Raw genomic sequence first — 22,427 nt, 5'->3', positions numbered from 1 at the left:
GAGCTCCCCGAGTCGTGGACACGTGGCGGGACCGCCGGGCTACGGCAGGGGGCCGCCCGCGGCGATCGCCGAGAGCTTCGCGAACTCCTCGGCGTCCAGGCTCGCCCCGCCGACCAGCGCGCCGTCGACGTCGGTCTGGGCGACGATCTCCCCCACGTTCGACGACTTCACCGAGCCGCCGTAGAGGATCCGGGCGCCAGCGGCGACGTCGTCGCCGTAGAGCTCCTGCAGGGTCTCGCGCAGCGCGGCACAGACCTCCTGGGCGTCCGGGGGACCCGCGACCTTCCCGGTGCCGATCGCCCAGACCGGCTCGTAGGCGAGCACGATCCCGGCCGCCTGCTCGGCGGACACCTTCTTCAGGGCGCCGCGCAGCTGGTCGGTGCAGTGCTGCACGTGCGTGCCGGCCTCGCGGACCTCCAGGCCCTCGCCGACGCACAGGATCGGGGTGATCCCGTGCTTGAGCGCGGCGAGCACCTTGGAGTTCACGACCGCGTCGTCCTCGGCGTGGATCTCCCGGCGCTCCGAGTGCCCGACGACGACGTACCGGCAGCCCAGCTTCGCGAGCATCACCCCGGACACGTCACCGGTGTAGGCACCCGAGTCGTGCGGGGACAGGTCCTGCGCCCCGTGCACGACCCTGAGCTTGTCGCCGTCGATCAGCGTCTGGACGCTGCGGATGTCGGTGAACGGCGGCAGGACCGCGACCTCGACCTTGTCGAAGTACCGGTCGGGCAGTGCGAAGGCGAGCTTCTGCACGACCGCGATGGCCTCGAGGTGGTTGAGGTTCATCTTCCAGTTGCCCGCGATGAGCGGGGTACGGGATGCCATCAGGCCTCACCCTCCAGGACCGCGACGCCCGGCAGGGTCGCGCCCTCGAGGAACTCGAGCGAGGCGCCACCGCCGGTGGAGATGTGCGAGAAGCCGTCCTCGGCGATGCCCAGCGCCCGCACCGCGGCCGCCGAGTCACCCCCGCCGACGACGGAGAACGCGGCCCCGTCGGCGATCGCCTGCGCGACCCCGCGGGTGCCGTCGGCGAACGGCGCCATCTCGAACACGCCCATCGGGCCGTTCCAGAAGATCGTCCTCGCCTCGGCGATCCGCGCGGCGAACGCGCGCACCGAGTCCGGACCGATGTCCAGGCCCAGCCAGCCGTCCTCGATCGCGTCCACCGGCACCGTCTTCGTGTTCGCGTCCGCGGAGAACGCGTCGGCGACCACGACGTCGGTCGGCAGGACGATCTTGCCGGACTCCAGCAGGGTCCGGCAGGTGCCGACCTGGTCGGACTCCAGCAGCGAGGAGCCGACGCCGTGCCCCTGGGCGGCGAGGAAGGTGAAGCACATCCCGCCGCCGACGAGCAGCGTGTCGACGGTCGGCAGCAGCGCCTCGATCACGGCCAGCTTGTCCGAGACCTTCGACCCGCCGAGCACGACGGCGTAGGGCCGCTGCGGGTCCCCGGTCAGGGTCCGCAGCACCTCGACCTCGGAGAGGACGAGCCCGCCGGCGTAGGGGTCGAGCCGCTGCGCGACGTCGTAGACCGACGCCTGCTTGCGGTGCACCACCCCGAAGCCGTCGGACACGAACGCCGCGTCGTCGCCCACGAGCGAGACCAGCTCGTCGGCGAACGCGCCGCGCTCGGCGTCGTCCTTGCTGGTCTCGCGGGCGTCGAACCGGATGTTCTCCAGCATGACGACGTCGCCCGCCGCCATGCTCGGGAGCGGCCTGCCGTGCTCCACCAGCCGGACCGGGGCGCCGAGCAGCTCACCGAGCCGCCCGGCTGCCGGGGCCAGCGAGAACCGGGCCTCCGGGCCGTTCTTCGGACGGCCCAGGTGCGCGGTGACGACGACCTGCGCGCCCGCACCGGACAGCGCCTGGATGGTCGGCACCGAGGCGCGGATGCGGCCGTCGTCGGTGATGTTCCGGTCGTCGTCGAGGGGAACGTTGAGATCGGAACGGACCAGGACGGTCCGGCCCTGAACGCCCTCGGCGACGAGGTCGTCGACGTTCTTCACAGCTTCGACGCCACCAGCCCGGCGATGTCGACCAGACGGTTCGAGTAGCCCCACTCGTTGTCGTACCAGCCGACGATCTTGACCTGGTTGCCGATGACCTTGGTCAGGCCCGCGTCGAGGATGCAGGAGTGCGGGTCGGTCACGATGTCCGAGGACACGATCGGGTCCTCGGTGTACTTGAGGACGCCCTTCAGCGGGCCCTCGGCGGCGGCCTTCATCGCGGCGTTGACGGCCTCGACGGTGGTCTCGCCCTTGACCTCGACGGTCAGGTCGGTGGCCGAGCCGGTGGGAATCGGCACCCGCAGCGCGTAGCCGTCGAGCTTGCCCTTGAGGTGCGGCATGACCAGCGAGATCGCCTTGGCGGCACCGGTCGAGGTGGGGACGATGTTCAGCGCGGCGGCCCGGGCGCGGCGCAGGTCCTTGTGCGGGCCGTCCTGCAGGTTCTGGTCGGCGGTGTAGGCGTGGATCGTGGTCATCAGACCCTTCTCGATCCCGACCAGGTCGTCGAGCACCTTGGTCATCGGCGCCAGGCAGTTCGTGGTGCAGGACGCGTTCGAGACGATGTTCTGCGAACCGTCGTAGTCACCGTCGTTGACGCCCTTGACGATGGTGATGTCCTCGTCGGACGCGGGGGCCGAGATGACGACCTTCTTCGCGCCGGCGTCGAGGTGCTTCGACGCGGCGTCGCGCTTGGTGAACAGCCCGGTGGACTCGACCACGACGTCGACGCCGAGGTCCTTCCAGGGCAGCTCGGCGGGGTCGCGGACGGCCAGGCCCTTGAAGCCCTTGCCGTCGACCACGATCTCGTCGCCCGAGGTGGTGACCTCGTAGGGCAGGCGGCCGAGGATCGAGTCGTACTTCAGCAGGTGCGCGAGCGTCGCGTTGTCGGTGATGTCGTTCACCGCGACGATCTCGATGTCCGTCGTCCCGGCGGCGCGCTGGGCGTCCACCGCCCGCCAGAAGTTCCGGCCGATGCGGCCGAAGCCGTTGACTCCTACGCGGACCGTCACAGTGCCTCCATGGGCTCGTCGTGCGTGTCGTCTTCGCCCCGGCACGCCGGGTCCCGGCGGCGGGGGTGGCAGGTCGATCGCCGCACTCCGCCCCGTCGGGCGGAGGCCACGTGCCGTGCTCGGCCGCCACCCTATCGGCGCATCGGCGCGCGCGGATCCCGCGTACCCCGTGACCTGCGCCGCGATCCGCTCCTCGCACCCGGCCGTGGCCCGTGCCGGACGCCCGGCACGGGCCACCGGCGACCGCTCAGGCGATGCGCAGGAACTTCCGCCAGGCGGGACGGGTGTCGGCGACGGCGGCCGCGGCGCGCTCGTCGTCGGAGAAACCGTCGACCGGCTCGTGCGGCTGGACCGCCCGGGCGCGGGACACGAACGCCGTCGCGGCGGACAGCGCGGCGGTGACGCCGGCGGCGCCGGGCCCGGCGGTGATCGTCGCCGGGGCGGGGACGCCGAAGCGCGCGGCGGCGGCCGGCCCGTCCGTCCGCTCGGCCAGTGCGACGGCGGCGGTGCCCTGCCCGTCGTCCGTGGCACCCTCGGCCTGCTCCGTGGCGGCCTCGGCCGGACCCGCCGGCTCCGGGCGCTTCGCGGCCGGGATGCCACCACTGGTGACGTCGACCAGCGCGACCTCCCAGGCGTAGGTCGAGCGCTGGTGGGCGATCCGCTCCCGCACGTGGGACGGGTCGCCGACCGCCGCCTCGCCGACCAGCAGCACGACGACGCGCTCCGGCCGGTCGTCCTCCGCACGGGCGGCGAGCTCGTCCCCGACCGCGTCGAGCAGGCGGGCGGCGCCGATCCTCAGGTCGGGGCCGTCGACCGGACGGAGCTTCGTGGCGAGCGCGGTGCGCGCGCCGCCGGCGTCCACCGGGGTCGCGGGCGGGTGCGAGCCGTCGGCCAGCGAACGCGTCAGGTCGTCACCGGTGGACAGCACGACCTGCAGCGACCCCGGCTCCGCGGCCTGGGCGTCGAGCAGGTCGACGAGGCCGGCGCGGAGGGCGGGGAGCAGCGGTCGCAGCATGCTGGATCGATCGAGATGCACGGCGAGAAGAGTGGAGCCCGGGTTCGTCACGGCGGCATCATGCCGGACCCGCCGCAGCGGCCCGGTGACGGGGTGTGATCACCGCGGAGGGCGGGCCGGAGGGGTCCGCCGACGCCGTGCGTCAGCGCCCCTCCTCCTCCAGCATCTCGGCCGTGACGGCCGACTCGGTGTCCGGGATGCCCAGCTCGGCCGCCTTCTTGTCGGCGGTCTGCAGCAGCCGCCGGATCCGGCCGGCGACCGCGTCCTTGGTCATCGGCGGGTCGGCGAGCTGGCCGAGCTCCTCCAGCGACGCCTGGGTGTGCTGGGCACGCAGCGTCCCGGCCGCACGCAGGTGCTCGGGCACCTCGTCGCCGAGGATGTCCAGGGCGCGCGAGACCCGGGCGGCCGCAGCGACCGCGGCCCGTGCGGACCGGCGGAGGTTGGCGTCGTCGAAGTTCGCCAGGCGGTTCGCGGTCGCCCGGACCTCGCGCCGCATCCGCCGCTCCTCCCAGGACAGCACGCTCTGGTGCGCGCCCATCCGGGTCAGCAGCGCACCGATCGCGTCGCCGTCGCGGACGACCACCCGGTCCGCCCCGCGGACCTCACGGGCCTTGGCCGCCACCCCGAGCCTGCGGGCCGCGCCGACCAGCGCGAGCGCGGCCTCCGGGCCGGGACAGGTGACCTCGAGCGCGGAGCTGCGGCCGGGCTCGGTCAGCGAGCCGTGTGCCAGGAACGCGCCCCGCCAGGCGGCCTCGGCGTCGGACAGGTCCCCGGACACGACGGGCGGCGGCAGCCCGCGGACCGGACGCCCCCGGTTGTCGAGCAGGCCGGTCTGCCGGGCCAGCCCCTCGCCGTCGCGGATCACCCGGATCACGTAGCGGGCGCTGCGGCGCAGCCCGCCCGCCGTGATCACGTGGGCGTCGGCGGTGTGGCCGTACAGCTCGTGGATCTCGCGGCGGAGCCTGCGGGCCACCGATCCGGTGTCCACCTCGGCCTCGATGACGACGCGGCCGCCCACGATGTGCAATCCGCCGGCGAAGCGCAACAGCGAGGCCACCTCGGCGCGCCGCGACGACTGCTTGGTGACGGTGAGCCGGCTCAGCTCGTCCTTCACCGTGGCGGTCATGGCCATTCGGGGCTCCTTCCGCGCTGCGGGCCGTGGTCGTCGTTCCCTGTCGTTCCGGCCTCGCGCCGGCCCACCGGGGCCAGGACGTCGAGCACCTCGAGCAGGGCGCCCGCGAGGGCGTCCGGATCGTGCCGTGGGGTCGCTGCGTCGGCGTCGGCGACGTCGGCCAGCCACACCCGACCGCCGGGGACCAGCAGGTCGGCCGCCGCCGCGTGCAGCCTGTCCGGCAGTGGTACCGACCCGCTGTCGGCCAGGACGGCGTGCGCCCGCAGGTCGGGCGCGTGACCGGACAGTACTTCAAGGTGCTGCTCCGGCGAGAAACCGGCGGTCTCCCCCGGCTCCGGTGTGAGGTTGAGCAGCACGACGCGGGCCGCGGAGGTCTCCAGCAGCGCGTCGCGCAGGCCGGGCACGAGCAGGTGCGGCAGCACGCTGGTGAACCACGAGCCGGGCCCCAGCAGGACGGCATCGGCCTCCAGGACGGCGCGTACGGCCTCGTCGCAGGCCGGCGGATCCTCCGGCCGGAGCCACACGCGCCGGACGCGGCCGGGGGTGGAGGCGACCGCGACCTGCCCGCGGATGCGGTGCGCACGGTCCCGGCCGTCGAGTGCGACCTCCGCCTCGATGTCCAGCGGCACCCGGGCCATCGGCAGCACCCGGCCGGCGCAGCCGAGCAGCCCGCCGAGGGTCTCCAGCGCCCGGACGGGATCGCCGTCGCGCTCCAGCAGGCCGGCGAGCAGCAGGTTCCCGACGGCGTGCCCGGCCAGCGCACCGTTGCCGCCGAAACGGTGCTGCACGAGACCGGACCAGAACCGGCCGTCGGCGTCGTCGGCGGCCAGCGCGGACAGCGCCATCCGCAGGTCGCCGGGCGGCAGCAGCCCGAGCTCGCGGCGCAGCCTGCCCGAGGACCCGCCGTCGTCGGCGACGGTGACGACGGCGGTGATCCCGGCGACGGCCGGGCAGCGGCGCAGGGCGGTCAGGGTGGCGTGCAGGCCGTGGCCGCCCCCCAGCGCCACCACCCGCATCCCGTCCGGTCCGGTCACTCGCGCCCCATGTCGCGGTGCTCGACGTTGACCTGGACGCCGTCCTGCGCGGACAGCCGCCTGCCGATCTCCTCGGAGATCGCGACCGAGCGGTGCTTGCCGCCGGTGCAGCCGACGGCGACGGTCAGGTACCGCTTGCCCTCGCGGCGGTAACCGGCGCCGACCAGGTCGAGCAGCTCCAGGTAGCGGTCGACGAACTCCTCGGCGCCCTCCTGGGACAGCACGTAGTCGCTGACCTCGTGGTCGCGCCCGGTGTGCTCGCGCAGCTCGGGGATCCAGTGCGGGTTGGGCAGGAAACGCACGTCGACGACGAGGTCGGAGTCGAGCGGGAGCCCGTACTTGTACCCGAACGACAGCACCGTGATCCGCGTGGCGGCGTGCGCGCTCTCCCCCGCGAACGACCCCTCGATCCGCGACCGCAGGTCGTGCACGGACAGGTTCGAGGTGTCCACGACGAGATCGGCGTCCTCGCGGAGCGGGCGCAGCACCTCGCGCTCGGCGTTCAGCCCGTCGGTGATCCGGCCGGCGCCCTGCAGCGGGTGCGAGCGCCGGTTCTGCTCGAACCGCCGCACCAGGACGGCGTCGGACGCCTCCAGGAACAGCAGCCGCGGCCGGTAGCCCCGTCCGTCCAGGTCCTTGATGACCGCGCCCAGGTCGTCGGTGAAGGCACGGGACCGCACGTCCATCACGACGGCGATGCGCGCCACCTCGCCGCGCGCCCGCGAGCCGAGCTCCACCATCGTCGCGATCAGCTCCGGGGGCAGGTTGTCGACGACGAACCAGCCGAGGTCCTCCAGCACCTTCGCCGCGGTGCTGCGCCCGGCCCCGGACAGGCCGCTGACGACGGCGACCTCGATACCCGGGCCACCGTCCGGAACCTGCTCCCCTGTGCCCGTCATCGCTGTTCCCCCTCGGTCGACGCTCCGGTCCCGTTACCGCCGTGCAGTGCGGCGACGACGGTCTCCGCGGTGCGCCGGCCGAACCCGGGCACCCCCGCGATCTCCTCCACCCCGGCCGCGCGCAGCTTGCGCACCGATCCGAAGTGCTTCAGCAGCGCCTGCCGGCGGGCCGGGCCGAGCCCGGGGACGCCGTCCAGCGCGGAGGCCGTCATGCCCTGGGAACGACGCTGGCGGTGATAGGTGATGGCGAAACGGTGCGCCTCGTCGCGGACCCGCTGGAGGAGGTACAGACCTTCACTCGTCCGGGAGAGGATGACGGGATCGTCGTCGTCCGGGAGCCAGACCTCCTCGAGGCGCTTGGCGAGACCGCACACGGCGACGTCGGTGATCCCCAGCTCGGCGAGCTCGGCGGCCGCCGCGTCGACCTGTGGTTTCGCCCCGTCGACGACGAGCAGGTTCGGCGGGTAGGCGAACTTCTTCGGCCGGCCGGTCTCCGGGTCGATGCCGGTCCGGACGGTGTCGCCCGGGGCCACCTCGCCGAACCCGGCGGTGGGCTCGGGCTCGTCGGCGGTCTCGGCCAGGAAACGCTTGAACCGGCGCCGGACGACCTCGGCGATGGACGCGACGTCGCCCTGGTCGCTCGCGTCCTTGATCTCGAACCGTCGGTACTCCGACTTGCGGGCCAGCCCGTCCTCGAACACGACCAGCGAGGCGACGACGTTCGTGCCCTGCACGTGGCTGACGTCGATGCACTCGATCCGCAGCGGGGCCTGGTCCAGCTCCAGGTTCTCCTGGATCTCCTGCAGCGCCGCCGAGCGGGCGGTGAGGTCGCCGGCCCGGCGCAGCTTGTGCTGGGCGAAGGCCTCCTTGGCGTTGCGGGCGACGGTCTCGGCGAGGTCCTTCTTGTCGCCGCGCTGCGCCACCCGCAGCGACACCTTCGAGCCGCGCAGCCCGCTCAGCCACCGTTCCAGGGCGGCCCCCTCGGCGGGCAGCACCGGGACGAGGATCTCCTTCGGGACGGGCTGCATCGCGTCGTCGGCGGCGCCGGCGAGCGCGTGCTGCTCGCCGTAGAACTGCGACACGAACCGCTCGACGAGCTGCTCGGTGTCGGTCGGCTCGACCTTGTCGATCACCCAGCCGCGCTGGCCGCGGACCCGGCCGCCGCGGACGTGGAAGATCTGGACGGCCGCCTCCAGCTCGTCCTCGGCGAAGGCGACGACGTCCGCGTCGGTCCCGTCGCCGAGGACGACGGCCTGTTTCTCCATCGCGCGGCGCAGCGCGCCCAGGTCGTCGCGCATCCGGGCGGCCCGCTCGAACTCCAGGTTCTCCGACGCCTCCGCCATCTCCTGCTCGAGCCGCCTGACCATCCGGTCGGTCCGGCCGGAGAGGAAGTCGGAGAAGCCCTCGACGATGTCGCGGTGCTCGTCGGCGCTGACCTTGCCGACGCACGGCGCCGAGCACTTGTCGATGTAGCCGAGCAGACAGGGACGGCCGATCTGGCCGTGCCGCTTGAACACCCCGGCCGAGCAGGTGCGGGCCGGGAACACCCGCAGCAGCAGGTCGAGGGTCTCCCGGATGGCCCAGGCGTGCGCGTAGGGCCCGAAGTAGCGGACCCCCTTGCGCCGCGGCCCGCGGTAGACGTGCAGCCGCGGGTACTCCTCGTTCATCGTCACCGCGAGGACCGGGTAGGTCTTGTCGTCGCGGTAGCGGACGTTGAACCGGGGGTCGTACTCCTTGATCCAGTTGTACTCGAGCTGGAGCGCCTCGACCTCGGTCCCGACGACGGTCCACTCGACCTTCGACGCGGTCGTGACCATCTGCCGGGTGCGCGGGTGCAGCCCGGACAGGTCCGCGAAGTAGGAGTTGAGCCGCTGCCGCAGGCTCTTCGCCTTGCCGACGTAGATCACCCGGCCGCGCGGGTCGGAGAACCGGTAGACGCCCGGCGACTCCGGGATCGTCCCGGTCGCCGGACGGTACGTGCTCGGGTCGGCCATGGTGCTTCCCAGGGTAGTTCCGGGGACCGACACGCGGTCCGGCCCCCGGCTCCGCCGGGCGCCCCGAGCGGGGTGTAGGGACGGACCGGTGCCGGCATCCCCGCGCACCGGCGCGCCGCGGCCACCGTGGCGGGGCCGCCGTCGGAGACTGTCGGGGCCCTCCGGTAGAACCGCCCTCGAACACGAGTTCGACCCGCCCGGCCCGAGGAGAGCCCATGAGCACCGCGCACGACATCGAGTTCGGCACCGCGCCGGGCGAGGTCCCCGTCCCGGAGGCGCGGCTCGACACCATCCGGAAGCTGCTGGCCAAGGCCGAGCGCGCCGGCACGCCGGACGAGGCCGAGATCTACACCGGGAAGGCCGTCGAGATGATGGCCCGGCACGGGGTCGACGAGGCGCTGCTCGCGGCCACCGGCCCCCCGCGCACGGACCCGATCGGCCGGGCGACGATCGACATCGACGACCCGTACAGCGGGGCGAAGGCCCGGTTGCTGGGCTGGACAGCGGCGGCGCTGCGCTGCCGGTGGGTGATGCACGACCACCGCAACGGCCGGGTCGCCGCGGTGACCGTGTTCGGCCACGCGTCGGACCGGGAGCGGGTCGAGCTGCTCTACACCTCGCTGCTGCTGCAGAGCTCGGCCCAGGTGAGCGCGCTGCGCCCGCCGCACCCGGGCGAGTCGGTCGTGGCCTACCGCCGGTCCTGGATCTACGGGTTCGCGGCGCGGATCCACCAGCGGCTGCTCGAGGCCGAGCAGGAGATCGTGTCCGAGGTCGCGGAGGCGGGCGGGGCCGGGCCCGGCGGGTCCACCGGCCCGTCGGTCGAGCTGGTGCTGGCCGATCGGGGCGACCGCGTCGACGAGGCGTACGCCGCGGAGTTCGGGACGTTGCCGCGGGCCCGCAGGCCGCAGGTGTCGGGCTCGGGCCACCGGCGGGGCGCCGCCGCGGCCGACCGGGCCGATCTCGGCGGTCCCGCGGTGCAGGGCCGGGGCCGTGTGCGCGCGCTGGACCGCTGACCGGCCGGGCGCCGGTCCGGCCCGGGGCGGGTCACTCCCCCAGGACGGCGGCGCGGTGCAGCTCGCGCAGGTTCCGCACGCCGCGCACGGCGAGACCGCGGTCGACGGCCTGGACGGCGAGGACCGGGTGGTACTCGTCGTCGGGCAGCTCCAGGCGGGCCGAGGAGGCACCGTCCGGGAAGGAGACGCCGAGCACCTCGGTCCAGGGGAACCAGCGGGTGCTCAGCACGTTGCGGACCTCGATGCCGTTGCGGTCGGCGCGGGCCCGCGGCCGGGCCATCAGCAACAGCCCACCGGCGACGAACGCCCCGATCACCACCATCGCGACCTGGTCGGCCGGGCGGAAGATCACGCCGGTGTCCTCCGCGGGCATCAGGTACGCGACGACCACGAAGAAGACCATGATCGCGGCGGCACAGACCCAGGCGGTGACCAGCAGCGCGCGGGGGCGCAGCGTCACCGCGTCCGGCCCGGGCCCGGTCGCGTCGGCCCGCGGGGTGTCCTGCTGCGGCTGCTCGGTCACGGTGTGTCCTCCCTGCGGGGCCCGGTCGGGGCCACGGCTCACGTGCTGGTCGCGACGCCGGCGCGCAGGTCGCGCAGCACCAGCGCCGACTCGAGGGCGGCCAGACAGGCCTCGGTGCCCTTGTCCTCGGCCGAGCCCGGGGCACCGGACCGGTCCACCGCCTGCTGGACGGTCTCGGTGGTGAGGACACCGTTCCCGACCGGGGTGGCCTCGTCGAGGGCCACCCGGGTCAGGCCGGACGTCACGGCGTCGCAGACGTACTCGAAGTGCGGGGTGCCCCCGCGCACGACGACGCCGAGGGCGACGACCGCGTCGTGGGTGCGGGCGAGCTCCTGGGCCACGACCGGGAGCTCCACGGTGCCGGGCACCCGGACGACGGTCGGCTCGGTGCCGGATTCGCGCGCGGTCGCGACGGCCCGCTCCAGCAGGGCGTCGACGATCTCGGCGTGCCAGCGGGCGGCGACCACACCGACCCGGAGCCCGGTCGCGTCCAGCTGCGTGGCCCCGGCGGGCCTGCCCTCACCGCTCATGGCTCGATTCTCGCCGGTCCGGCGGCGCACCGGGGCACCGGGGTGTTCCCGGGCCCGGTGCGCTCCACCGGTGCCGCTCCGGTCAGCGGCCGGGGTCCGCGACGCCACCCAGGTCGGGCAGGTCGTGGCCCATCCGGTCGCGCTTGGTCCGCAGGTAGCGCAGGTTCTGCGGGGTCGCCCGGACCGGCATCGCCTCGCGGCCGACCACGCGCAGGCCGTAGCCCTCCAGGCCCGCCCGCTTGTCCGGGTTGTTGGTGAGCAGCCGCATCGACCGCACGCCGAGGTCGGCGAGGATCTGGGCGCCGATGCCGTAGTCGCGGGCGTCGGCGGGCAGGCCCATCGCCAGGTTGGCGTCGACGGTGTCGGCGCCGGCCTCCTGCAGCTGGTAGGCCTGCAGCTTGTGCAGCAGGCCGATCCCCCTGCCCTCGTGCCCGCGCATGTAGAGCACCACGCCGCGGCCCTCGTTCGCCACGGCCTCCAGGGCGGCGTCGAGCTGGGGGCCGCAGTCGCAGCGCAGCGAGCCGAGGACGTCGCCGGTGAGGCACTCGGAGTGCACCCGCACGAGCACCTCCTCGCCGTCGTCGGCGGGGGTGCCCACGGGGCCCATGACCATCGCGATGTGCTCGACGCCGTCGAGCAGCGAGTCGTAGCCGTAAGCGAGGAAGTCGCCGTGCCCGGTGGGGATCCGGGCGGTGGCGATCCGCTCGATGTGCTTCTCGAACCGGCGCCGGTAGGCGATGAGGTCCGCGATCGTGATCAGCGTGAGGTCGTGGTCGGCGGCGAAGACGCCGAGCTCCTCACCCCGGGCCATGTCGCCCGCGTTCTTCTCCGACACGATCTCGCAGAGCGCACCGGCCGGCGGGAGGCCTGCCATCCGGGCCAGGTCGACGGCGGCCTCGGTGTGGCCGGGGCGGCGCAGCACGCCGCCCTCGCGGGCCTGGAGCGGCAGCACGTGCCCCGGGCGGACGAGGTCCGCGGACTCGGTCGCCGGGTCGGCGAGCAGCTGGATGGTGCGGCAGCGGTCCTGCGCCGAGATGCCGGTGGTGACGCCCTCCTTCGCGTCCACGGTGACCGTGTACGCGGTCCGGAAGGAGTCCCGGTTCGTGTGGTGCATGGGCGGCAGGTCGAGCCGCTCGCAGGTGTCCTCGGTGATCGCCACGCAGACGTAGCCCGAGGTGTAGCGCACGGTGAAGGCCAGCAGCTCCGGGGTCGCCTTGGCCGCGGCGAAGATGAGGTCGCCCTCGTTCTCGCGGTCCTCGTCGTCCATCACGACGACGGGCTTGCCCTCGGCGATGTCGGCGATCGCCTTCTCGATCTGGGCGAAGCGCTCCGCCCGCTCGCTCGGGCCCATCACGGTGTGCGGGTGCTCCGGCAGCTTGCCGGAGGCGTCCGCCTCCGGAGCGCTGCCCGGGGTGGTCGACGGCTCGCTCACCGCGCGGCCCCTTCCTGTCCGGACCCGGGGCTGCCCTGCAGGTACCCCGCGGTCATGCGTTCCACGTACTTGGCGATCACGTCGACCTCCAGGTTGACCGGGTCACCGGGGGCGCGCGAGCCCAGGGTGGTGTCGGCCAGGGTCGTCGGGATCAACGCCACACCGAACCCGTCCGGGTACACCGTGGCGACGGTCAGCGACACGCCGTCGACGGCGACCGAGCCCTTCTCGACGACGTACCGCGCGAGCTCGGCGGGCAGCGAGAAGCGGACCTCGTCGCTGCGGTCACCGGGGGTGCGCGAGACGACGGTACCGACGCCGTCGACGTGGCCCTGCACGATGTGCCCGTCGAGGCGCCCGCCGGCGGGGACCGCCCGCTCGAGGTTGACGCCGGAACCGGCGCCGACGACGCCGATCGAGGTGCGCTTCAGGGTCTCCGGGACGAGCTCGAGGGTGAGCACCTCCGCACCCGTCCCGTCCACGACGGCGGTGAGGCAGCACCCGTTCACCGCCACCGACTCGCCGTGCCCGACCTCGGCGGCCAGTGCCGCCCGCACGGTCAGGACGACGACGTCGCCGTCGGTCCGGACGTCGACGACCTCGCCGACCTCCTCCACGATGCCGGTGAACATCGGTGTTCCCTCCTGCTATCCGATCGGCGCGGGCGCCGGTCGTCCGTCGATGACCACGTCCCCGCCGCTGCGGCGGACCTCGTCCACCTGCAACCGCACGATGTCCGCGATCGTTCCCACCCCCGCGTCACCGAGGGCGTGCGGGCCCGCACCGAGCAGGGCCGGGGCCAGGTGCACCAGCACCCGGTCGACGGCGCCTGCGGCGACGAACGCTCCGGCCAGGGTCGGCCCGCCCTCGAGCAGCACGTCCACCGTGTCGCGGCGGACGAGTTCGGCGAGCACCTCACCCGGATCGCGGGTTCGGAGGTGGACCACCTCGGCCTCCCCTGCGGCCCGGTTCGAGAGCCGCGCGCCGGGCGGGACGTCGCGGTGCCCGACCACCACGCGCAGCGGCTGGTGGTCGAACAGGGTGCCGTCGGGCCGGCGAGCGGTCAGCGCCGGGTCGTCGTCCAGGACGGTACCCGTGCCGGCGACGATCGCGTCCATCCTGCGGCGCAGGTCATGCACCTCGGCGCGGGCCTCGGGGCCGGTGATCCAGCGGCTGGTCCCGTCGGCGGCGGCGACCCGCCCGTCGAGCGTGGTCGCCACCTTCCAGGTCACGTGCGGGCGTCCGGTGTGCTGGCGGTGCAGCCAGCCCCGCAGCGGCCCGCGCCCGACCTCACCGGCAAGTGTGCCGAGCGTCACCTCGACCCCGGCCGCGCGGAGCCGGTCCAGGCCGCCCGCGGCGACCGGGTTCGGGTCGGCGAGCGCGGCGTACACCCGGGCGATCCCGGCCTCGAGGAGACCGTCGACGCACGGCGGGGTCCGCCCGCTGTGGTTGCAGGGCTCCAGGGTCACCACGGCGGTCCCGCCGGCGGCGCGGTCCCCCGCCTCGGCCAGCGCGACCCGCTCCGCGTGCGGCCCGCCGGGCGGCGTGGTGGCCCCGGTCCCGACGACGGCGCCGGCCCGGTCGAGGACGACACAGCCGACGGCGGGGTTCGGGCTGGTCGTGCCGTGCACGAGATCGGACGCGGCGAGGGCGCGGCGCATCGCGGCCGGCACGGCGTCCCGCGCGGTCGTCCGCGCAGCGTCCCGCCGTGCGGTGTGCGCGGAGTCCGGCGCCGCGTCGTCGCGTGGGGTCACCCGCCCGGTCCGGTCAGCCGGCCCAGCGGTGCGGGTTGCTGCGGCGCACGCTGTCGCGCAGGGCGGCGACGGCGCGCCCGGGGTCCTCGGCGTTGTAGACGGCGGACCCGGCGACGAAGCAGTCGACGCCGGCCTCGGCGGCCTGCTCGATGGTCTCGGCGTTGATACCGCCGTCGATCTCGACGATCAGCTTCAGGTGCCCGGTGTCGACGAGCCGGCGCGCCGCGCGGACCTTCTCCAGCACCTCGGGCATGAAGCTCTGGCCGCCGAAACCGGGCTCGACGCTCATCACCAGAAGGGTGTCGTAGTGCTTGAGGACCTCGACGTACGGGTCGAGCGGGGTCCCCGGCTTGATCGACAGGCCGGCGAGGGCACCGGCGGCCCGCAGGTCGCGGGCGAGCATCACCGGGTCGCGGGCGGCCTCGACGTGCACGGTGACGTTCTTCGCGCCGGCCTCGGCGTAGCCGGGGGCCCAGCGGTCCGGGTCCTCGATCATGAGGTGGCAGTCGAGCGGGATGCCGGTGGCCGCGCGCAGGCTCTGCACGACCGGGAGCCCGAGGGTCAGGTTCGGGACGAAGTGGGCGTCCATCACGTCGACGTGCAGCCAGTCCGCACCGGGGTCGCCCGCGGTGCCGTCGGCCGACGGCCCCACGGCGGCGGCCTCGTCCGCGAGCCGGGCGAAGTCCGCCGAGAGGATGCTGGGCGCGATCATCGGGTGCACGACGGCAGGCTATCCCTGCCACCCACGGCCTCCGGCACCCCCGTGCGAGGGAGGAATCACACCGCGCACGAGGGTGACGGGCATCAGCCGAGCGGCTTGCGGATCAGGGCGAGGAACATGGCGTCGGTCCCGTGCCGGTGCGGCCAGAGCTGCACCGCAGGCCCGTCGCCGAGACCGGGCAGGTCCGCGGGGAGGCAGGCGCGGGCGTCGAGCTGCTCGACCGGGCCCGCCGGGCCGGGACGGTCCTCGCGACCGACGATCCGCCCGACCACTCCGGCGGTCTCCGACACGTGCGGCGAGCAGGTCACGTACGCGACGACGCCGCCGGGCCGCACGTGCCCGAGCGCGGCGACGAGCAGCTCGCGCTGCAACCGGGTGAGCGCGGCGGTGTCCTCGGGGCGGCGGCGCCAGCGTGCCTCCGGCCGCCGGCGCAGCGCACCGAGGCCGGTGCAGGGGGCGTCGACGAGCACGCGGTCGAAGCCGCCCTCGGGCAGCGGCGCCTCACGGCCGTCGGCGACGTGCACGGTGACCGGGAGGTCGGCGGTGGCCTCGCGGACGAGCCCGGCGCGCCGCTCGCTGCTCTCGACGGCGTCGAGCGTCCCGCCGTGAGCCGCGACCAGACCGCCGAGCAGCGACGCCTTGCCACCGGGGCCGGCGCAGAGGTCGAGCCAGCGACCGGTGTCCTCGCCGAGCAGCTCGGCGCGGGCGAGCGCGGCGGCGACGAGCTGGCTGCCCTCGTCCTGGACGAGCGCGAGCCCCTCGGCGACGGCATCGAGTTCGCCGATGTCACCGCTGCCCGGCTCGAGGTGCACCCCGTAGGGCGACCAGGGCGCCTCCTCCCCGCCGGTCGCCAGGGCGAGCTCCTCGGCGGAGATCTCCCCGGGGCGGGCGAGCAGGTGGACGCGGGGCCGGGCGTCGTCGGCCGCCAGCGCGGCGGTCAGTTCCTCACCGGTGTCGCCGAGGGAGTCCGCGAACGCCTGGGCGATCCAGCGCGGGTGGGCGTGCCGGAGCGCGGCGTTGCCGACCGGGTCCTCCGCCGGGTCCGGGGCGAGCCGGTCGAGCCACTCCGCCTCGTCGTGCTCCCCGATCCGGCGCAGCACGGCGTTGACGAACCCGGCCGACTGCGAGCCGTGGTCGCCCCGGACGAGCTCGACGCAGGTCGAGACCGCGGCGTGCGCGGGAACCCGGGTCCGGAGCAGCTGGTAGGCGCCCAGCCGCAGCGCGTCCAGCAACGGGTGCTCGATCTTCGACAGCGGCCGGTCGGTGCAGGCGTCGATGACGGTGTCGAGCAGTCCCTGGGCACGCAGGGTGCCGTAGCCGAGCTCGGTGGCGAGCGCGGCGTCCCGATCCCGGAGCCGGTACCGGCGCAGGATCCCGGGCAGCGCGAGGTTGGCGTAGGCGTCCCGCTCCCGGACGGCGGTCAGCAGGTCGTACGCGGCCTGCCGGGCCGGGTCGACGGCCGGTGGGCGGCCGGGCCCGACGCGGCCACGGGGCGGCCCCGCGTTCCGCGGGCCCGCGGTGCGCTCGCGCCGTCCACCGTCGCGCCGGTCGTCGTCGCGGCGGGGCGACCGGCCGGTGTCGCGGTCCCGGCGTGGACGGCCGTCCCCGCCGTCCCGCTGGTCCCGCCCGCGGAAGCCACCGTCGCGCGGGGCTCCGGTGTCGCGCCGCCGGGCGACGTCGCCGCCGGACCGGGAGTGGCTGGGGCGACGGTCGTCCCGGCCACCGCGGTCGGGGCGGTCGGGGCGGTCGCCGCGGGCACGGTCGTCGCGCCGCGGGCGGTCGTCGCGGCGGTCCCGGTCACCACCACGTGGACGGTCGTCGCGCCGGTCCCGGTCGCGGGCGTCACGGGGGCGCCCGCCCCGGTCACCACCCGGCCCACGCCGGTCGCCACGGGGTGCGCCGCGGTCGTCGCGGCGGCGGTCGTCGCCGCGCGGTCCGGGGTCCTGCTCGCTCACGTCGTCTCCTCGGCGGTCGTCCGCCGCGGCCGGGAGCGTTTCCCGGCCGTCCTCGCTCGTCTCGCTGTCCCTCCGCGGGCCCGGTGTCCCCGGCCCCACGGGGTCACCTCAGGTACTCGCCCGGTTCGATCCGGGCCCCGCGGGCCCAGTCCGGGGCGGGCATCAGGCGCTTGCCCTTCGGCTTCACCTCACCGAGCTCCACCGGGACGGTCGCCGTCCCGGCCAGCACCCGGCGGCGCTCCACGCGCAGCTCCCCCGGCGCGAGCTCGACCTCACCGGTCCGCAGCGGCCGCACCGGGCCGAGACCCAGCCGGTCGTCACGGAACTCACACCACGCCCCGGGCTCGGGGGTCACCGACCGGACCAGGCGGTCGATCGCGGCGGCCGGCGACGAGAGGTCCACGCGCGCATCGGCAGGGGTGACCTTCGGGGCGAGGGACACCCCCTCGGCCGGCTGCGGCACCGCCTCGACGGTGCCGTCCTCGATGCCGTCCAGCGTCGCGGTGAGCAGCTTCGCACCGGACTCGGCGAGCCGGCCGAGCAGCGCTCCCGCGGTGTCGCCGCCGCCGACCGTCTCGGTCACGACGCCGAAGGTCGGGCCGGTGTCCATGCCCTCCTCCAGCCGGAAGGTCGTCGCGCCGGTCACGTCGTCGCCGTGCCGGAGCGCGGCCTGTACCGGCGCCGCGCCGCGCCAGGCGGGCAGGAGCGAGAAGTGCAGGTTGACCCAGCCGTGCGCCGGCACGTCCAGCACCGCGCGGGGCAGCAGTGCCCCGTAGGCGACGACCGGTGCGCAGTCCGGCGCGAGCTCGCGCAGCACCTCCACGAACTCCGGTCCGGCGGGCTTCGCAGGCGTGAGCACCGGGATCCCGGCCTCGTCGGCGAGCGCGCCCACGGGCGAACGGGTCAGCCGGCGTCCGCGCCCGGACGGCGCGTCCGGCCGGGTGAGGACGGCGACGACGTCGTGCCGCGGGGAGTCGAGCAACGCCCGCAACGCGGGGACGGCCGGCTCGGGGGTGCCGGCGAACAGCAGCCTCATCGCGCCCTGCCGAACATCGGGTGCGGGCTGGTCCGCACGACGGGCTCGGGCTCACCGAACCACGATGCCTCCCGGATCTCGCGCATCGCCTGCTTCCGGGTCTCGGCGTCGAGGCGGTCGACGAAGAGGACACCGTCGAGGTGGTCGGTCTCGTGCTGGATGCAGCGCGCCAGGAGCTCCGACCCCTCGACGACCTGCGGCTCGCCGTGCACGTCCCAGCCGCGGCCGACGACGGTCAGCTTCCGCCGGCAGTCGAAGCCCAGACCGGGGATGGAGAGACAGCCCTCCGGGCCGACCTGCTCCTCCTCGCCGACCGCCTCCCACGTGGGGTTGATCAGGTGACCGGCGAACCCGTCGCACTCGTAGACGAACACCCGCCTGCTCACGCCGATCTGCGGCGCGGCGAGGCCGGCCCCGCCCTCGGCGTGCATCGTGTCGGTGAGGTCGGCGACCAGTTTGCGCAGCTCCGCGTCGAAGTCGGTGACCTCGGTGGCGCGGGTGCGGAGCACGGGGTCGCCGAACAGCCGGACGGGCTGGATGGACACGGTTCTCCTCGCGGACGGTGCGGACGGTGCGGACGGACGTGCGGGCGGGCCGCGGCGGCAGGCGGCGGCCGGGAGTGGTCGGCGCTCCATTGTGCCACTGCACGTCCGCGCCGGGCCGGGCCCCGCGGCCGCGGCGCGGCGGACCCGATGGCGCCTGCCGGGCGGCGTCCGGTGGACCGGCGCACCGGCAGGACCCGGGCCGGGCGTGCCGTGCCGGGCCGGCCGGGCCGGGCCGGGCCGTGCCAGGCTCAGTCGATCTCGTCCGGGTCCAGGCGGACCCGCACGGTCTCCGGTGCCTTCCGCGCGGTCCGCGACGCCTGGGCGTCGTGCAGGGCGGCGGCGAGCCGGCGCCCCGACCGCCGCGGAACCCGAAGCAGCCCCCGTTCCCGGACGTCGTCGCGGTCCGGGCCGGTCCCCCCGGGCCGCTCCACCGGGTCGATCTCCACCGGCCCGAGCAGCTCCACCCCCTCCGGCGGGTCCCGGTCCGGGTCGAGGACGGCGTCGCAGATCTCCGCGACCGCGGCGGGCGGTCCCTCGACCGCCGCCATCCGCACCGCGGGCGGGAACCCGACCTCGGCACGCTCGGCCAGCTCGCCCTCGGCGTGCCAGGCCGGGTCCCACCGGACGAGTGCCTGCACGGTCGGGATCGACGAGTCGGCGACGACCACGACCCGGCCGCCGTCGCCGTGCGGGACGACCCCGGCGGCCGCGGCGAACCAGCGGCGCAGGGTCTCCTCCGCGACCCGCAGGTCCGGGCGGGCGAGCATCGCCCACCCGTCCAGCAGCAGCGCGGCGCCGTAGCCGCCCTCGGCGACCGGCTCCGCGCCGGGCGTCGCGACGACGAGCGCGGGGCCGGCCTCGACGTCGTCGAGCACCGCCACGCCACCACCGGACGTCCGCACGGGCACACCCGGGAAGGCACGGCCCAGCTCCTCGGCGGTCCGGCCCGCGCCGATCACCCCGGCCCGCAGCCGCCGGGACGCGCAGTTGCCGCACCGGAAGGAGGTCTCCACCCGCCCGCACCAGCGACAGGACGGCAGCCCGGACGAGCCGTCGTCGCCACGGGCTCCGCCCGGGCCGGGCCGCGGGAGTCCCAGCGGCCCCGCGCAGTGCCGGCACCGTGCCGCCTCCCGGCAGGACGCGCAGGCCAGGAACGGCAGGTAGCCCGAGCGCGGCACCTGGACCAGCACCGGGCGCCCGGCGGCCAGCGCGGTCCGGGCGGCCTCGAACGCCACCCCCGGGACCCGCGCCGCCCGGGCCGACGGGTCGCGCACGAGCTGGGTGTCGGACTCGCCGATCGCGGTGACCCGCGGCGCCCGGGCACGGACGGTGGCCCGGTCGGCGACGACGGCCTGTGCCCACCCGGACTCGACGAGCAGCTGCGCCTCCGCGGTGCGGGCGAACCCGGCGACCAGCACCGCCGCGCCCTCCCGGTGGGCGCGCAGCACGAGCACGTCCCGGATCTGCGGGTACGGCGCGCGGGGCTCGGAGTGGGAGTCGTCGCCGTCGTCCCAGACCGCCAGCAGGCCGAGCTCACCGAGCGGGGCGAACGCCGCCGACCGCGTCCCGACGACCACCCGGACGCTCCCCCGGCGCACCGCCAGCCACCGGCGGTAGCGCTCGGCCGGGCCGAGGTCCGCCGAGAGCGCGACGACGGCGTCGTCACCGAGCTGCGCCGCGCAGGCGGCGTGCAGCCGGTCGACGTCGCGCTGGTCGGGCACCACCAGCAGTGCCGAGCGGCCGGCCGTGCGGCACGCCGCGGCGGCCTCGGCGAGCCGGGCCGCCCAGTCCTCACCGGGCACCGGCTGCCAGACGGCGTGCGCGGCCCGGCCGCCGGCCAGCGCGTCGAGCAGGGCTCCGCCGCGGGGGTAGGTCTCCCAGCCGGCCCGATCGGGCGCGGCGGGCTCGGGCACGGTCCGCTCCCGCGGCGTCTCCGACTCCACGCGCGCGTGCCGGGCGGGGATCGCGAGCCGCAGGACGTCGGCGAACACCCCCGCGTAGCGGTCGGCGACGGCGCGGGACAGACCGGCCACCTCCGGTGTCAGCACCGGCTCGGCGGACACCACCTTGTCCACCCAGGCGAGCTTCCCGCCGTGCGCGGAGTCCTCGACCCGTTCCAGCAGGTACCCGTCGAGCATCCGGCCCGCGAAACGCACACGCACCCGCACGCCGGGCACCGCGGCGTCGTCGAGGTGCGACGGGACCCGGTAGTCGAAGGGGCGGTCCAGGTGCGGCAGCGGGACGTCGACGGCGACCCGCGCAACCGGCAGCGCGGCAGCCGCCGTCCACTCGCCGCGGTTCCTCGCGGGGCGCCGGGCCGGCGACCCACCCGTGCGGGCGGTGCGGGGCGTCGCGGGAGAACTCACGCGGTGGGTCTACCACGCGGCACCGACCGGCCCCGGACACGCCCGTGGCCGGGCCCGCGCGATGCGGACCCGGCCACGGTGTGGTGCGGGGCGGTCAGGCTCCGACGGCCGACTTGAGCGCGTCGGCGCGGGAGGTGTCCTCCCACGGCAGCTCGACGTCGGTCCGGCCGAAGTGGCCGTACGCGGCGGTCGGCGTGTAGATCGGCCGCAGCAGCTTGAGGTCGCGGATGATAGCGGCCGGACGGAGGTCGAAGACCTCCTCGATCGCCTTCTGGATCTTCGCCGGGTCGACGTTCTCGGTGCCGAAGGTCTCGACGAACAGCCCGACCGGGGCGGCCTTGCCGATCGCGTAGGCGACCTGCACCTCGATGCGGCCGGCGAGACCGGCGGCGACGGCGTTCTTCGCCACCCAGCGCATCGCGTACGCGGCGGAGCGGTCGACCTTCGACGGGTCCTTGCCGGAGAAGGCGCCACCACCGTGGCGGGCCATGCCGCCGTAGGTGTCGACGATGATCTTCCGGCCGGTGAGGCCCGCGTCACCCATCGGGCCGCCCAGGACGAACCGGCCGGTCGGGTTGACGAGCAGCTTCGGCTCGGCCGGGTCCCAGCCCAGGGCCTCGACCTCGGGGTTCACGACGTGCTTGCGGATGTCGGGGGCCAGCATGCCGTCGAGGTCGACGTCCGCGGCGTGCTGCGAGGACAGCACGACCGTGTCGAGGCGGGCCGGCTTGTCACCCTCGTAGTCGATGGTGACCTGGGTCTTCCCGTCGGCACGCAGGTAGGGCAGCGTGCCGTTCTTGCGGACCTCGGTCAGCCGGCGGGACAGCCGGTGCGCCAGCGCGATCGGCAGCGGCATCAGCTCGGGGGTGTCCTCGCAGGCGTACCCGAACATCAGGCCCTGGTCGCCCGCGCCCTGCTTGGCGATCTCGTCCTCGGCGGACTCGACGCGCTTCTCGTAGGCGGTGTCCACGCCCTGCGCGATGTCCGGGGACTGCGCACCGATGGCGATGTTCACGCCACAGGACGCGCCGTCGAAGCCCTTCGCCGACGAGTCGTAGCCGATCTCGAGGATCCGGTCCCGCACCAGCTGCGGGATCTCGACGTAGGCGTTGGTCGTGACCTCACCGGCGACGTGCACCTGTCCGGTCGTGACCATGGTCTCGACGGCCACGCGGCTGCTCGGGTCCTGCGCGAGCATCGCGTCGAGAACTGTGTCGCTGATCGCGTCACAGATCTTGTCGGGGTGGCCCTCGGTGACCGACTCACTCGTGAACAGACGGCGGCTCGTGTTCGACACGCGCTGTATCTCCATCCCGTTGGGGGTACTGCGTTCACTCCGGCGCGGCGAAGACGCCGCGCACGCCAGGGACGCGTCCATGATCGGAACGCCCTCCGAGCGGTAACCCTAGTCCAGATTTCGGCTCCCCACGGGGTAGCGGAGGGGGACCTCACATACGGA

At 75.1% G+C, this 22,427-nt stretch carries 20 protein-coding genes; 1 reads left to right on the top strand and 19 read right to left on the bottom strand.

Annotated elements, in window-relative coordinates; all coding sequences use genetic code 11:
- Positions 1-39: 39 nt before the first annotated feature.
- The 8 genes from tpiA to uvrC form a co-directional block, all read right to left on the bottom strand.
- On the bottom strand, positions 40-828 hold the full coding sequence (tpiA, locus tag AD017_RS24765) for a triose-phosphate isomerase (protein WP_010232086.1): 789 nt from the start codon (positions 826-828) through the stop codon (positions 40-42).
- Positions 828-2,009, bottom strand: coding sequence for a phosphoglycerate kinase (gene pgk, locus AD017_RS24760; protein WP_010232089.1), 1,182 nt, complete (start codon positions 2,007-2,009; stop codon positions 828-830). The genes tpiA and pgk overlap by 1 nt, the downstream gene beginning before the upstream one ends.
- The gene (gene gap, locus AD017_RS24755; RefSeq protein ID WP_010232091.1) at positions 2,006-3,019 is read right to left on the bottom strand and encodes a type I glyceraldehyde-3-phosphate dehydrogenase; all 1,014 of its coding nucleotides are present in this window, start codon (positions 3,017-3,019) and stop codon (positions 2,006-2,008) included. The genes pgk and gap overlap by 4 nt, the downstream gene beginning before the upstream one ends.
- Before the next feature lie 247 nt (positions 3,020-3,266).
- Positions 3,267-4,055, bottom strand: a complete 789-nt coding sequence (locus AD017_RS24750; RefSeq protein WP_145982580.1) for a hypothetical protein — start codon at positions 4,053-4,055, stop codon at positions 3,267-3,269.
- A gap of 121 nt (positions 4,056-4,176) precedes the next feature.
- A complete protein-coding gene (gene whiA / locus AD017_RS24745) occupies positions 4,177-5,166 on the bottom strand; it encodes a DNA-binding protein WhiA (RefSeq protein WP_010228348.1) in 990 nt (329 codons plus the stop codon).
- Entirely contained in the window at positions 5,157-6,182 is a 1,026-nt protein-coding gene (gene yvcK, locus AD017_RS24740) for a uridine diphosphate-N-acetylglucosamine-binding protein YvcK (RefSeq protein WP_082399377.1), read from the bottom strand. The genes whiA and yvcK overlap by 10 nt, the downstream gene beginning before the upstream one ends.
- Positions 6,183-6,196: 14 nt before the next feature.
- The gene (gene rapZ, locus AD017_RS24735) at positions 6,197-7,099 is read right to left on the bottom strand and encodes an RNase adapter RapZ (protein WP_010228350.1); all 903 of its coding nucleotides are present in this window, start codon (positions 7,097-7,099) and stop codon (positions 6,197-6,199) included.
- Positions 7,096-9,093, bottom strand: a complete 1,998-nt coding sequence (gene uvrC / locus AD017_RS24730) for an excinuclease ABC subunit UvrC (protein ID WP_060575721.1) — start codon at positions 9,091-9,093, stop codon at positions 7,096-7,098. Before uvrC ends, rapZ begins: the two co-directional genes overlap by 4 nt.
- 215 nt (positions 9,094-9,308) lie before the next feature.
- Here uvrC and AD017_RS24725 point away from each other — a divergent pair, with 215 nt between their 5' ends.
- Positions 9,309-10,106 carry a DUF2786 domain-containing protein gene (locus AD017_RS24725; RefSeq protein WP_060575720.1) on the top strand — a complete coding sequence of 266 codons (798 nt, stop codon included), beginning with the start codon at positions 9,309-9,311 and terminating at the stop codon, positions 10,104-10,106.
- Positions 10,107-10,137: 31 nt separating this feature from the next.
- On the opposite strand, the gene AD017_RS24720 is transcribed toward AD017_RS24725, so the two are convergent.
- The 11 genes from AD017_RS24720 to metK all read right to left on the bottom strand — a co-directional run bounded on the left by AD017_RS24720 (position 10,138) and on the right by metK (position 22,280).
- Entirely contained in the window at positions 10,138-10,566 is a 429-nt protein-coding gene (locus tag AD017_RS24720; protein WP_060576597.1) for a PH domain-containing protein, read from the bottom strand.
- Positions 10,567-10,667: 101 nt separating this feature from the next.
- Positions 10,668-11,159 carry a 6,7-dimethyl-8-ribityllumazine synthase gene (gene ribH, locus AD017_RS24715; RefSeq protein ID WP_029239460.1) on the bottom strand — a complete coding sequence of 164 codons (492 nt, stop codon included), beginning with the start codon at positions 11,157-11,159 and terminating at the stop codon, positions 10,668-10,670.
- A gap of 82 nt (positions 11,160-11,241) precedes the next feature.
- On the bottom strand, positions 11,242-12,510 hold the full coding sequence (locus tag AD017_RS24710) for a bifunctional 3,4-dihydroxy-2-butanone-4-phosphate synthase/GTP cyclohydrolase II (RefSeq protein WP_033199365.1): 1,269 nt from the start codon (positions 12,508-12,510) through the stop codon (positions 11,242-11,244).
- Between the two features lie 77 nt (positions 12,511-12,587).
- A complete protein-coding gene (locus AD017_RS24705; protein ID WP_010228672.1) occupies positions 12,588-13,223 on the bottom strand; it encodes a riboflavin synthase in 636 nt (211 codons plus the stop codon).
- Positions 13,224-13,238: 15 nt separating this feature from the next.
- Positions 13,239-14,345: a bifunctional diaminohydroxyphosphoribosylaminopyrimidine deaminase/5-amino-6-(5-phosphoribosylamino)uracil reductase RibD gene (gene ribD / locus AD017_RS24700; RefSeq protein ID WP_082398913.1), complete on the bottom strand. Its 1,107-nt coding sequence runs from the start codon at positions 14,343-14,345 to the stop codon at positions 13,239-13,241.
- Between the two features lie 13 nt (positions 14,346-14,358).
- Positions 14,359-15,057, bottom strand: a complete 699-nt coding sequence (rpe, locus tag AD017_RS24695; RefSeq protein WP_060576595.1) for a ribulose-phosphate 3-epimerase — start codon at positions 15,055-15,057, stop codon at positions 14,359-14,361.
- A 92-nt stretch (positions 15,058-15,149) separates the two neighbouring features.
- Entirely contained in the window at positions 15,150-16,493 is a 1,344-nt protein-coding gene (locus tag AD017_RS24690; RefSeq protein WP_060576594.1) for an RsmB/NOP family class I SAM-dependent RNA methyltransferase, read from the bottom strand.
- A 631-nt stretch (positions 16,494-17,124) separates the two neighbouring features.
- Positions 17,125-18,057, bottom strand: a complete 933-nt coding sequence (locus tag AD017_RS24685; RefSeq protein WP_060575719.1) for a methionyl-tRNA formyltransferase — start codon at positions 18,055-18,057, stop codon at positions 17,125-17,127.
- Positions 18,054-18,602: a peptide deformylase gene (def, locus tag AD017_RS24680; RefSeq protein ID WP_060575718.1), complete on the bottom strand. Its 549-nt coding sequence runs from the start codon at positions 18,600-18,602 to the stop codon at positions 18,054-18,056. Before def ends, AD017_RS24685 begins: the two co-directional genes overlap by 4 nt.
- Before the next feature lie 248 nt (positions 18,603-18,850).
- Positions 18,851-20,968: a primosomal protein N' gene (locus tag AD017_RS24675; protein ID WP_060575717.1), complete on the bottom strand. Its 2,118-nt coding sequence runs from the start codon at positions 20,966-20,968 to the stop codon at positions 18,851-18,853.
- Between the two features lie 94 nt (positions 20,969-21,062).
- On the bottom strand, positions 21,063-22,280 hold the full coding sequence (metK, locus tag AD017_RS24670; protein ID WP_033200026.1) for a methionine adenosyltransferase: 1,218 nt from the start codon (positions 22,278-22,280) through the stop codon (positions 21,063-21,065).
- Positions 22,281-22,427: the final 147 nt, after the last annotated feature.

Origin of the sequence: Pseudonocardia sp. EC080619-01 (assembly GCF_001420995.1) — a bacterium.
Lineage (GTDB): Bacteria > Actinomycetota > Actinomycetes > Mycobacteriales > Pseudonocardiaceae > Pseudonocardia.
The sequence above is the reverse complement of the archived record's forward strand: the minus strand, read 5'-3'. Positions and strand labels throughout refer to the sequence as shown.

What these genes read in the sequence shown, in the direction of transcription:
- tpiA (WP_010232086.1), bottom strand. Translation starts at nt 828, where the DNA reads ATGGCATCCCGTACCCCGCTCATCGCGGGCAACTGGAAGATGAACCTC.
- whiA (WP_010228348.1), bottom strand. Translation starts at nt 5,166, where the DNA reads ATGGCCATGACCGCCACGGTGAAGGACGAGCTGAGCCGGCTCACCGTC.
- yvcK (WP_082399377.1), bottom strand. Translation starts at nt 6,182, where the DNA reads ATGCGGGTGGTGGCGCTGGGGGGCGGCCACGGCCTGCACGCCACCCTG.
- rapZ (WP_010228350.1), bottom strand. Translation starts at nt 7,099, where the DNA reads ATGACGGGCACAGGGGAGCAGGTTCCGGACGGTGGCCCGGGTATCGAG.
- uvrC (WP_060575721.1), bottom strand. Translation starts at nt 9,093, where the DNA reads ATGGCCGACCCGAGCACGTACCGTCCGGCGACCGGGACGATCCCGGAG.
- AD017_RS24725 (WP_060575720.1), top strand. Translation starts at nt 9,309, where the DNA reads ATGAGCACCGCGCACGACATCGAGTTCGGCACCGCGCCGGGCGAGGTC.
- ribH (WP_029239460.1), bottom strand. Translation starts at nt 11,159, where the DNA reads ATGAGCGGTGAGGGCAGGCCCGCCGGGGCCACGCAGCTGGACGCGACC.
- AD017_RS24710 (WP_033199365.1), bottom strand. Translation starts at nt 12,510, where the DNA reads ATGGGCCCGAGCGAGCGGGCGGAGCGCTTCGCCCAGATCGAGAAGGCG.
- AD017_RS24705 (WP_010228672.1), bottom strand. Translation starts at nt 13,223, where the DNA reads ATGTTCACCGGCATCGTGGAGGAGGTCGGCGAGGTCGTCGACGTCCGG.
- rpe (WP_060576595.1), bottom strand. Translation starts at nt 15,057, where the DNA reads ATGATCGCGCCCAGCATCCTCTCGGCGGACTTCGCCCGGCTCGCGGAC.
- AD017_RS24685 (WP_060575719.1), bottom strand. Translation starts at nt 18,057, where the DNA reads ATGAGGCTGCTGTTCGCCGGCACCCCCGAGCCGGCCGTCCCCGCGTTG.
- metK (WP_033200026.1), bottom strand. Translation starts at nt 22,280, where the DNA reads ATGGAGATACAGCGCGTGTCGAACACGAGCCGCCGTCTGTTCACGAGT.